This is a genomic window from Micromonospora sp. WMMD964 (assembly GCF_029581455.1).
GTDB lineage: Bacteria > Actinomycetota > Actinomycetes > Mycobacteriales > Micromonosporaceae > Micromonospora.
This window is the reverse complement of the sequence record NZ_CP120860.1, coordinates 4,247,886-4,259,881: the sequence shown is the minus strand read 5'-3', so window position 1 is coordinate 4,259,881 and position 11,996 is coordinate 4,247,886. Positions and strand designations below refer to the sequence as shown.

Annotated in this window: 6 protein-coding genes; 3 read left to right on the top strand and 3 right to left on the bottom strand. The window is 66.5% G+C overall.

What is annotated here, in order from left to right; translation table 11 throughout:
• Positions 1-6: 6 nt before the first annotated feature.
• Entirely contained in the window at positions 7-513 is a 507-nt protein-coding gene (locus tag O7616_RS19495) for an NUDIX hydrolase (protein WP_282303319.1), read from the top strand.
• Positions 514-943: 430 nt separating this feature from the next.
• A complete protein-coding gene (locus O7616_RS19490; protein WP_282303318.1) occupies positions 944-3,898 on the top strand; it encodes a COR domain-containing protein in 2,955 nt (984 codons plus the stop codon).
• Between the two features lie 11 nt (positions 3,899-3,909).
• On the opposite strand, the gene treZ is transcribed toward O7616_RS19490, so the two are convergent.
• Genes treZ through glgX form a run of 3 tightly spaced genes read right to left on the bottom strand, consistent with a single transcriptional unit; the run spans position 3,910 to position 10,056 of the window.
• On the bottom strand, positions 3,910-5,634 hold the full coding sequence (gene treZ, locus O7616_RS19485) for a malto-oligosyltrehalose trehalohydrolase (protein WP_282303317.1): 1,725 nt from the start codon (positions 5,632-5,634) through the stop codon (positions 3,910-3,912).
• Positions 5,631-7,937, bottom strand: coding sequence for a malto-oligosyltrehalose synthase (gene treY / locus O7616_RS19480; protein WP_282303316.1), 2,307 nt, complete (start codon positions 7,935-7,937; stop codon positions 5,631-5,633). Before treY ends, treZ begins: the two co-directional genes overlap by 4 nt.
• A gap of 1 nt (position 7,938) precedes the next feature.
• Positions 7,939-10,056, bottom strand: a complete 2,118-nt coding sequence (gene glgX, locus O7616_RS19475; RefSeq protein ID WP_282303315.1) for a glycogen debranching protein GlgX — start codon at positions 10,054-10,056, stop codon at positions 7,939-7,941.
• Between the two features lie 315 nt (positions 10,057-10,371).
• Between glgX and O7616_RS19470 the strand changes: the two genes are divergently transcribed.
• Complete coding sequence (locus tag O7616_RS19470; protein ID WP_282303314.1) at positions 10,372-11,817, top strand: glycosyltransferase family 4 protein; 1,446 nt, start codon at positions 10,372-10,374, stop codon at positions 11,815-11,817.
• Positions 11,818-11,996: the final 179 nt, after the last annotated feature.

The following is an 11,996-nucleotide window of genomic DNA, read 5'->3' as shown; positions in this document are numbered from 1 at the left end:
ACCAAGGTGACCTGGACGGAGCCTGCTACTTGGTACGCGAACCTGGCTTCCTTCTACGCCGCTGCCGCTGCCTTCATCACCGACGCGGCGGGCAACGTGCTTCTCGTCAAGCCGGCATACCGCGACCACTGGGCCTTCCCCGGCGGCTACGTGGACGAAGGCGAGTATCCACACGATGCCTGCGCCCGCGAGATACGAGAGGAACTGGGCATCTCGTTGCCGGTGGGTGACCTCCTCGTCGTGGATTGGGCGCCGCCGACCGGAGAGCGGCCGCGTGCGATCATCAGCTTCACGTTCGATTGTGGGTCCATAGCTGACCTTCACGGCTTGAAAGTACCGAGACAAGAGCTCGACGACCTCGCGTTTTTCCCGCACAAAGAGGCCGAGCAACGCCTTCCCGACAACGTCGCGGTACGAGTTCAGGCGGCGATCCGCGCTCGTGATCGACAAGCCCCGGCATACCTTGCTGGCGGCTCGGCCATCATGACGCGCACGCCCGCCTCGACGGACTAGTGGACCTTGCCCCATCCGCAAGCCAGCCATAAGCCTGATGGGCAGGGATATCCCTCCGACGTCTTATCAGCCGGAGGTCCGGTGCTTGGCAGCCGATGATAGCTCCGCCATCCACCGTCCGACGAAGCTCTCTACTCGATCCCGGTCGACAGCATAAGTCGCCGGGGTGTCGCATATCCGACGGGAAGGCCCCGTAACCAAGGGGTCGACTACTGAACTCACAACTCGCTATGGTCTAGCGACCGATGCCGCCAGTCCCCAACCGCTTTGGTGCGCGATCCGCCAGAGCGACGCAAAGGGAGCCCTGAAGGTGAGCAAGAGTCCCTAGGAGCGGGCCATCAAAAAAACACGCGAAGCGGACCGATCCTTCACCGCCGCCGACGTCAATCGGGCCCGACAGGACGGGTTTGTTCGCTTCTCGGGGTGGGGATTGAAGAGTTTACCCGCCGCGATTAGCGAACTAGGGGACCTTGACAGACTTTATCTCATTCATAACGAGCTAGAAACCCTCCCGCCCGGCATCGGGCATTTGATCAATCTTACAGAGCTTGACGTGCGAAGCAATCGGCTCACTTCGCTACCCAAAGAGATCGGCGAACTGCGAAAGCTGGAAGAACTCTACCTAGACGACAATAAACTCGCCACCCTCCCCCCCGAGATCGGTCGGCTGAGTGAGCTACGCGAACTCGACCTAGATGGAAACAGTCTCACCTCACTGCCACCCGAACTATTTCATCTTCGAAATCTCGAGCAACTGGATTTAAGGAATAATCGCCTCAGCCATTTACCTTCGGAGATTGGCCGACTCTCCAACCTTAGGCGCCTCCATCTCAGCAATAACAAGATTCGGGAATTGCCTTCAGAAATCGGCCAACTGACTAAGCTCGACAAGCTTGAGCTAGACGGGAATCAGATCCGAGACATTCCCCGAGAAATGGTCCAATTGCTGGGCAGGTCAATATCGCTATCGATTTCTCGGAATCCGCTTTCCGATCCGCTGCCTGATCTGATAACGCGAGGTTTGGACGCGGTAGCAGCTTACCTGCGAAGCCTGGAGGATGCTGTGCCTCATTACGAGGCCAAGGTCCTAATTGTGGGCGAAGGCGCCGTGGGTAAGACCTCCCTCTTGGCAGCACTTAGGGAGGAGGAGTTCGTCGTGAACCGCGACACTACTCACGGTCTTGAAATCCATCCCCTTGTCCTGCGTCACCCGGATTTAGATCTAGACATGATGGTGCGGGCGTGGGATTTTGGCGGCCAAGAGGTCTATCGGATCACCCACCAGTTCTTCTTCAGCAGACGTGCGTTGTACATATTGGTATGGAATGCTCGAAAGGGTCAGGAGCAGAGCGAAGTCGAGGGTTGGCTGGGCCGGATCCGGCTCCGGGTAGGTCGTGAAGCTCGTGCCATACTCGTGCCCACTCATTGCGACGAGCGAAGCCCCGAGATCGATTTGGAACAACTCAAGCAAGCCTTTCCTAACATGCTCGCAGGGCAAGTAAAGGTAGACAATCAGAGCGGGACCGGAATACCGGAGCTACGTTCAGAAGTTGCGAGGGAAGCCGCCGCACTTCCGCAGATGGGCAGGATGCTCAGCCCGCGCTGGATCCGCGCTCGTGACGACGTTTTGTCTCGCTACCAGAGCCAACCTCAAATTTCGTGGACGGATTTCGTTGCCGCCTGCGAGCGACAGCAACTGAACGACGAGGAAACCATCACCCTCGCAGAGCTCCTACACGACCTCGGCCAAATCATCTATTACGGAGACGATGAGGGCCTAAGGGACATCGTTGTCCTGAACCCGGAGTGGCTCACGAAGGCGATAGCCTATGTCCTTGAGGACGTGGTGACGCGTGAAGCCAACGGCGTTCTCGAACACGCGCGGTTGCGGACCATCTGGCAGGATCGGAAGTTCGGTGACGTATACCCGGCCAGGCATCACCCGTATTTTCTTCGACTGATGGAGAAGTTCGATATCTCGTACCGGCTTGACGACCACGAGAAAAAGAGTCTGATCGCCCAGCTTGTCCCTCACTCGCGACCGGCACTACCGTGGATGTTTAAGACTCCGTCGGCATCTGACATAAGAACCGTTACCTTAATCTGCAAGCTATACGAGCCTGCGCCAGGCCTTATCGCCTGGCTCACTGTCCGCCATCATAACGCGTCGATCGGCAAGCACTGGAGGAATGGAGTTTTTCTTCGCCACCCGACGTCTGCCTATGCTTCTGAAGCGCTTATCGAAATGCAACAGGACGGCCGCCTAATTCTGCAGGTCCGCGCACCGTCTCCCGACCTCTTCTTTAATGTTCTTCGTGATAGCATCGAACATTTACTTAGGCGGAGATGGCCGGGTCTTCTGTACCAATTGTTGGTTCCTTGCCCAACCCCTGCATGTGTAGGTGAGTTCCCACTAAGCGGACTACTCCGCAGACGGGAGAGTGGTCGACTTACACGCGACTGCCTCGAGTGCGACGAAGATCACGACATTCTCGTCTTGCTTACGGGATTTACATCCTCACAGGCAGAGATCCGTTCGCAACTGGAAGTGCTGCATGAAGAACTGCGCGCACTGTCAGGGGGGATAGAAAGACTGGAAGGAGGTGTTCAGCGGGTAGAGGTATTTGCCGCGCAGAGCGCGGATTCACTACGAAGAGTCCTCAAAGTCGTTTCTACTGAGGTCATCGACTGCCCGCGCATGTTCACTCTAGCCCCACCGCCGAGAAATACAGAACCACTAGGACCGTCCGGCATGATCCGGCATCGAAGAATTACCTTCCAGCTTATCTACCTCACGCTCTGGTGTGAACACCCTGGGGAGTGGCATCCTTGGCAACCAGCGACTTACGAACTTAAGCAGGAACGAGAATGGGTTACCAGAGTTGCACCCTACGCCAACTTCGTCCTCAAGACGCTTCGCCTCGTCGTCCCAATCGTGGCGGCGGTGTCCGGTGTAACCCTACCCAAGCAGCAAGCCGAAGATCTATCTAAGAGAATCGAGCTGATGAAAATAATCACGGATAGGTTGCCAGCGGACGTCGAACGCCAGGATCGTTTAGAAGGCATGCCCAGCAACGAGTTAACCAAAGCCGAGGGCCAAGCACTTAGAGGTCTGCGCTCGTTGCTCTTCAAATACGACGAGAACCGCGCCTTTGGCGACCTCCGCCGGGTGCAGGCACCTTCGGGAGAATTACTATGGGTTTGCCCAAAGCACTACCACGAGTATGACCCTGGCTTGCCCAGCCTTCCCGACCCTGATCCCACGGATCGGACATCATCGTACGAGCCAAACACCGGAAGGCAGATACCGTCCCAGGTAAGCCCTTTACCGTCTGATCGAGCGGCCAACGTCACCCTGCGCTCGGCAGTTCCAGGCGTTTCGTAGCTCGTAGCCGCTCACAGCGCCACGATCGCCGCGGTCTCCGCCGGCAGCTGGATCCGGTCCCGCATCACGGTGACCCCCTCCCCCGTAGCCAGGAGCACCCGCCGAGCCACCCCAGGCAGCGAAACCCCCTGCCCCCGCCCAGCGAAGTTCGCCACGACCAGCGTGTCCCCCCGCCGCATCAGCAGGAACTGATCCCCATGCTGCACCGACACCGAGTGCATCCGAGGATCCGACAGGTCCGGAGAAGACCGACGCAAGGCGATCAACCGCTGGTAGAACGCCAACATCGAAGCATGCTCAGGCTTGTCCAGCTCCGCCCAGTCCAACCGCGACCGAGTGAACGTCTCCGGATCCTGAGGGTCGGGCACGTCCCCCTCCGGCCACCCGTGCGACGCGAATTCCCGCCGCCGCCCGGTCCGCACCGCAGAGGCCAACTCCGGCTCCGGGTGCGAGGTGAAGAACTGCCACGGCGTGGAGGCCGCCCACTCCTCCCCCATGAACAGCATCGGAGTGAAGGGCGCGGTCAGCAGCAGCACCGCCCCAACCCGAAGCAGCGCAGGCGACAACGAGGCCGAGATCCGATCCCCGGTGGCCCGGTTCCCGATCTGGTCGTGGTTCTGAAGGTAAGCGACCAGCCGGTGCCCAGGCACCCGCGAGTCGAGAGGCCGCCCATGGTGCCGGTTCCGGAAGCTCGACCACGTCCCCGCGTGGAAGAACCCACCCGTCAGCACGTCCGACAGCGTCTCCAGGGAGCCGAAGTCCCCATAGTAGCCCTGCCGCTCCCCCGTCAGCACCGTGTGCAGCGCGTGGTGGGCGTCGTCGTTCCACTGGGCGTGCAAGCCGAACCCGCCAGCCTCCCGAGGGGTGATGAGCCGCGGGTCGTTGAGGTCCGACTCCGCGATCAGCGACAACGGCCGCCCCAGGTGCGTCGACACCGACTCGACGGAAACCGCAAGCTCTTCAAGCAGAGGAACAGCCCGCGAATCCGGCAGGGCGTGCACGGCGTCCAGGCGTAGCCCGTCGACGTGGTAGTCGCGCAGCCACATCAGCACGCTGTCGATGATGTAGCGGCGTACCTCGTCGGAGTGCGGGCCGTCCAGGTTGATCGAGCGGCCCCAACTGTTGCTCTGCTCGGCCAGGTAGGGGCCGAACCGCGGCGCGTAGGCCCCGGAGGGCCCGAAATGGTTGTAGACAACGTCGAGGATCACCCCCAGACCGCGAGCATGAGCGGCGTCGACGAACCGTTTCAGGCCGTCGGGGCCGCCGTAGGGCTCGTGCGGGGCGTACCAGCAGACACCGTCGTACCCCCAGTTGTGTTCGCCGTTGAAGGCGTTGACCGGGAGCAGTTCGATCAGGTCGACACCGAGGTTCACCAGGTGGTCGAGGCGGTCGATGGCCGCGTCGAAGGTGCCCTCCGGGGTGAAGGTGCCGATGTGCAGCTCGTAGAGGATGCTGCCGGGCAGCTGCCGGCCCGTCCAGGAGGAATCGCTCCACTGGAACGCGGAATGGTCGTAGCGGCGGCTCGGCCCGTGCACACCCGCAGGCTGCCACGGGGAGCGGGGGTCGGGCAGCGGCGTTTCGTCGTCGTTCAGCAGAAAGGAGTAGTCGAGGCCGGCGTCGGGCACGTCGACCCGCCACCAGCCGTCGGCGGCGGCGCTCATCTCGTGGTCGGTGTCGTCGGCCAGGCGCAGTCGCACCCGGGAGGCGTCCGGCGCCCAGACGGAGAATTCGGTCATGAAGCGGCCTCCTCGGCGGCGGTGAGAGGAGCCAGGAGAGCGACGGGATAGTCGGCCAGAAGATTGTCCAGCGGAGTCTCTCCGCCACTGTAGACCCGGCCGGTGAACAGGTCCTTCACTTCGTGAACAGGAAGCGACAGGGCTGTGTCACACCACCCGCCGGCCCTAGCCAGGCCCAGCGGCAGGCGGGTCGCCACGGTGATCGCGCCACCCCGGTCGAACGCCACCACGTGACGGCTCACCCGCCCGTGCGCGGCCACCGGCCGGTAGGTGGTGAACAGTTCCGGGTGCGCCCGCCGCAGGCGCAGGGTCCGCGACACGACGAGCAGCTTCGCCGCTCCGTCGGTGTCGACCGGGGGACGCCAGCCGCCGTCGAGGCGTGCCAGCATCTCTCGGCGTACGTCGAAGTCGACAGGGCGGCGGTTGTCGGGGTCGACGAGGGAGTTGTCCCACAGCTCGGTGCCCTGATAGGTGTCCGGCACCCCGGGCATGGTGAGTTGGATCAGCTTCTGCCCCAGCGAGTTGCACCACCCGGCCGGGGTGATCGCGGCGGCGAGTTCGGTCAGCTCGTCGTGCAGGCTCGGGTCGTCGTACATGCGGTCGACAACGTCGTGCAGCGCCTGCTCGAAGACCGGGTCCGGGTCCGCCCAACTGGTCGAGGCCGCAGCCTCCCGGGCGGCCTTCTCGACGTACGCGTGCAGCCGCTCCCGCTCGATCGGCCACGCGCCGACGGCGGTCTGCCAGAGCAGGTGGGCGAACGCCGGGTCGGGCAGCGGAGCGTACTCCATCCAGCTCTTGACCTGCTCCGTCCACCGGCCCGGCAGCTCGCTGAGCACGGCGAGGCGGGCGCGGACGTCCTCGCTGCGTTTGGTGTCGTGGGTGGACAGGGTGGTCATGCTCGCCGGCCAGCGGACCTGTTGGGCGGTGGCGAAGCGGTGGAACTCCGCCGGTGGCACCCCGAAGCGGGTGGGGCTGTCGCCGACCTCGTTGAGCGCCACGAAGCGGGTCCACCGGTAGAACGCGGTGTCCTCCACGCCCTTGGCCATCACCGCGCCGGTGAGTTGCGGGAACCGCATGCCCAGCTCGTCGTGGGGGTCGCGCAGGCGGCGGGTCACCGCGTCCAGGGCACCGGCCAGGTCGGGGCGGCGGCGACCGGCCTCGGAGCGGGCGGCGGCGAGGTGCCGGGCACCCTCGGGCGGGTAGCCCCGGTAGACGGCGAACGCCGCGGCCAGCTCGGCGAGCGCCGCGCGGGCCTGCTCGGTGGGCACCTCGGGGGCGAGGGCGGCCAACCGGGTCAGCTCGGCGGCGAGCAGCCGGGTGGCGGCGGCCAGTTTGGTGGAGTGGGTCAGGTCCGCCCAGGAGATCTGCCGGCCGTTGAGGTGGGTGTCCAGGACGGTGAAGTCGCCCTCGGCGTCGATGTCGATGAACAGCCCACCGACCATGGCCAGGGCGTCGTAGCCGGTGGTGCCGTCCACCGGCCAGTCCGGCAGCTCCTCGCCGTACTCCAGGATCTTCTCCACCACGAGCCAGGCGTCCGGCGCGGCCTCCCGCAACCGGGCCAGGTAGCCGCCCGGGTCGCGCAGGCCGTCCGGGTGGTCGACGCGGATGCCGTCGACCTCCCCGGCGGCGGCCCAGCGCAGGATCAGCTCGTGGGTGGCGGCGAACACCGCCGGGTCCTCCACCCGCAGACCGGCCAGGGTCGTGATGGCGAAGAACCGGCGGTACGTCAGCTCGGCGTCACCGCGACGCCACGACACCAGCTCGTAGTGCTGCCGGTCGTGCACCGCGCGGGCGTCGCCGTCGCCGGTGCCGTCGGCGATCGGGAACCGGTGCTCGTGGTAGCGCAGCTCACCGTCGACCAGCTTGAGGTCGTCCAGGGCGGCCGGGTCGTCGGCGAGCACCGGCAGCAGCAGCCGGCCCCGGTCCCAGTCGATGTCGAACCAGTCGGCGTACGACGAGTCGCGCCCCCGGCGCAGCACGTCCCACCAGGCCGGGTTGGCCGGTGGGACGGCGACCCCGGCGTGGTTGGGCACGATGTCCACGACCAGCCCGAGCTGCTTGTCGCGCAGGGCGCGCAGCAGCCGCTGCCGGGCGGCCTCCCCGCCCAGCTCCGGGTTGACCTCCCGGTGGTCCACCACGTCGTAGCCGTGCTGGGAGCCGGGCGTCGCGGTCAGCAGCGGGGCGGTGTAGAGGTGGCTGACCCCGAGGTCGGCGAGGTAGTCGAGGATCGCGGCGGTGGCGTCCAGGTCGAAGCCGGGGCGGACCTGGATCCGGTAGGTGGCCTTCGGAGGGGTGGCCGGCATGTCAGATCGTCCTCTCCAACACCACGAGGGAACGGTCCGGCACCCGGATGGTGCCGCCCGCGCTGATCACCGTCGCGTCGTCGGGCTCGGGGTCGGCCGTGCTGATCACCCGTTCCCACTTCTGGCCGTACTCGCTGCCCGGCAGGGTGAAGTCCAACGGCGCGTCGTGGGCGTTGAAGCAGAGCAGGAACGACGCGTCGTGGTGCTTCTGGCCGTACTGGCCGCGCTCCCGGATGCCCTCGCCGTTGACGAACAGGGCCACCGAACGGCCGAAGTCGTTGCCCCAGTCCTCACCGGTCATCTCCCGCCCGTCCGGGGTGTGCCAGGCCAGGTCGGGCAGCGGCTCGTCGGTGCCGCGCCCGCCGACCGGCAGGCCGGTGAAGAACCGGCGGCGGCGGAACACCTGGTGCCGTTTGCGGAAGTCGGTGAGCGTCCGGACGAACTCCAACAGTTGCTCGTCGACGGAGTCCCAGTCGACCCAGGACAACTCGCTGTCCTGGCAGTAGACGTTGTTGTTGCCGCGCTGGGTGCGACCCAGCTCGTCGCCGTGGCCGATCATCGGCACACCCTGCGACAGCATCAGGGTGGCCAGGAAGTTGCGCCGCTGCTTGGCCCGCAGCGCGAGGATCGCCTCGTCGTCGGTGTCGCCCTCGACGCCGCAGTTCCACGACCGGTTGTGGCTCTCGCCGTCCCGGTTGTCCTCGCCGTTGGCCTCGTTGTGCTTGTCGTTGTACGACACCAGGTCGTTGAGGGTGAACCCGTCGTGCACGGTGACGAAGTTGATGCTGTGGAACGGGCGGCGACCGTCGTCCTGGTAGAGGTCGGCCGACCCGGAGATGCGCGACGCGAACTCGGCCAGGGTCGCCGGCTCACCGCGCCAGAAGTCCCGCACCGTGTCCCGGTACTTTCCGTTCCACTCCGTCCACAACGGCGGGAAGTTGCCCACCTGGTAGCCGCCCGGCCCGACGTCCCACGGCTCGGCGATCAGCTTCACCCGGCTGACCACCGGGTCCTGCTGCACCACCTCGAAGAACGTGGACAGCCGGTCCACCTCGTAGAACTCCCGAGCCAGGGTCGCCGCCAGGTCGAACCGGAACCCGTCGACGTGCATCTCGGTCACCCAGTACCGCAACGAATCCATGATCAGTTGCAGGGAGTGCGGGCTGCGGACGTTGAGGCTGTTGCCCGTGCCCGTGTAGTCGACGAAGTAGCGGCGGTCCTCCTCGCTGAGCCGGTAGTAGCTCGGGGCGTCCACGCCCTTGAAGCTCAACGTCGGCCCGAGGTGGTTGCCCTCGGCGGTGTGGTTGTAGACCACGTCGAGGATGACCTCGATGCCCGCCGCGTGCAGCGCCTTGACCATCCCCCGGAACTCCTGCACCTGCTGGCCGAGCCGACCCAGCGCGGAGTAGCCGTGGTGCGGGGCGAAGAACCCGATCGTGTTGTAACCCCAGTAGTTGCGCAGCCCCAGATCGTTGAGCCGGTGGTCGTGCACGAACTGGTGCACCGGCATCAGCTCGATCGCCGTCACCCCGAGCCGGGTCAGGTAGTCGATCATCGGCGGGGAGGCGATGCCCGCGTACGTGCCACGCAGCTCCTCCGGGATGTCCGGGTGCCGCATCGTCAGCCCGCGTACGTGCGCCTCGTAGATCACCGAGTGGTGGTACGGCGTGCGCGGCGGCTTGTCGTTGCCCCAGTCGAAGTACGGGTTCACCACCACCGACTTCGGCATGAACGGCGCCGAGTCGGTCTCGTTCATCCGCTCCGGCTCGTCCATGTCGTAGTCGTAGACGGCCGGGTCCCACTGGATGTCACCGTCGATGGCCTTCGCGTACGGGTCGATCAGCAGCTTGTGCGGGTTGCAGCGCAACCCGTTCGCCGGGTCGTACGGGCCGTGCACCCGGTAGCCGTAACGCTGCCCCGGCTCGATGCCCGGCAGGTACGCGTGCCACACGTACGCGTCGACCTCGCGCAGCTCCACGCGGCGCTCCGCGCCGGTGTCCCACTCGTCGAAGAGGCACAGCTCGATCCGCTCGGCGACCTCGGAGAAGATGGCGAAGTTGGTGCCCATCCCGTCGTAGGTGGCGCCCAGGGGGTACCGCTCGCCCGGCCAGACCTGCATGTCGCTCCTTCAACCCATGGTGATGTGCGCGCCGGCCGAGGCTGCCCGCGCGCACGCAGGTAGTGCCCCCGGCCCGGGCGCGCCAATCCATCCTTTCAGGCAGTGCCCGGAAACCACCCGTCTGATGCGCGTTAAACCCTCGGGTGTCCTCCGTCACGATGGCCGTTTTCGGGATGCGTTCTTGGGCCCGATGGACTTTCCTTGATCGGGGACAAGCGTTCGCGCGCGTGCCCTTGGCCCTCGGCCGCCCCTTTCCGCACTCACTCCGCCGCCACTGACGCCGGCGCGTACCACCATGCATGGACGGAGATTGATGTGACGACCCTGCGGGTCGACGAGCAGCTCGCTGCCACCAAGGACCGGGCCCACCGGCCCACGCTCACCTCCCGGCCCCAGCTCTCCGCGCAGCCCGGTCCGACCGCGCAGCCCGGCACGCCGGTGCCGGCGCAGCCCGGCCCCGGGGTGCCCCCGCAGACCCGCCGCATCCTCATGCTGTCCTGGGAGTACCCGCCGGTGCTCGTCGGCGGCCTGGGCCGGCACGTGCACGCCCTGTCGGTCGCCCTGGCCGCCGCCGGCCACGAGGTCACCGTCGTCACCCGCCACACCGAGGGCGCACCCCTGGAGGAGTACGCCGACGGCGTGCGCATCCTGCGCGCCCCCGAGGACCCGGTCGCCTTCCCCCTCGCCACCGACTCGCTGCTGGCCTGGACCATGGCCTTCAACCACACCCTCACCCGCACCGCCCTGCGCGCCACCCAGGCCGGCTCGTACGACGTCATCCACGCCCACGACTGGCTCGTCGCGCACACCGCGATGACGCTGCGCGACCACCTGGACATCCCGCTGGTCAGCACCATCCACGCCACCGAGGCCGGGCGGCACCAGGGCTGGCTGCCGGAGGAGATGAACCGCACCATCCACGGCGTCGAGCAGTGGCTCAGCGGCGAGTCCAACCGGGTGATCGTCTGCTCCGGCTACATGCGCGACGAGGTGAACGCGCTGTTCGGCGTACCGGCCGGACGCGTCGACGTGGTCGCCAACGGCGTCGAGCCGCACCGCTGGCGGGTGCCGTCGCGTGCGGTCGCCGCCGCCCGGGCGCGGTTCGCCGGAGACGGCCCGCTGGTCACCTTCGCCGGTCGCCTCGTCTACGAGAAGGGCGTCCAGCACCTCATCGCCGCACTCCCCCGACTGCGCGAGCGCCACCCCGGGCTGCGCGCCGTGATCGCCGGCGACGGCCCGTACCGCGCCGAACTGGAGGCCGAGGTGCACCGCCGCGGCCTGGGCGGCATGGTCACCATGCCCGGCTTCCTCGGCGGCAGCGACCTGCCCGCGCTGATGGCCGCGTCCGACTGCTTCGCGGTGCCGAGCATCTACGAGCCGTTCGGCATGGTGGCACTGGAAGGCGCCGCGGCCGGCGCTCCCCTGGCCGTCGCCGCCACCGGCGGCCTCGCCGAGATCGTCGAACCGGGCGTCACCGGGATGACCTTCCGCCCGCACGACCCGGACGGGCTCGCCCACGCCGTCGACACGCTCCTGTCCGACCCGGAGCGTTCCCGGGTGATGGCCCGCCGCGCCCGCCGGATGGTCCACGACCAGTACGGCTGGTCCGCGATCGCCCAACGCACCGCCGCCAGCTACGCCGCCGCCATCCACTCCGACGCCGCGTTCACCGCCGAACGCGCCGAGCGGCGGATGTCCCAGGGTCGTGCATTACCGGCGCTCCCCGACGGCAACCTGCTGGCCGCCGCCGGCCTGCGCTGACCTCGGGCCCGGCCGCCGAGCGCGACGCGCACCCCGAGGCAGCGCTTGATCGACTCCATATCGCCGAGGTGGCGGTTACATCGCGTTGGGATGCCGCCACATCGGCGGAATGGAGACGATCAAGGCCCGTCCGGTTCCGCGCCGCGTCTCGTCGCCCGGCGGGGACCCGTCGAGGCTGC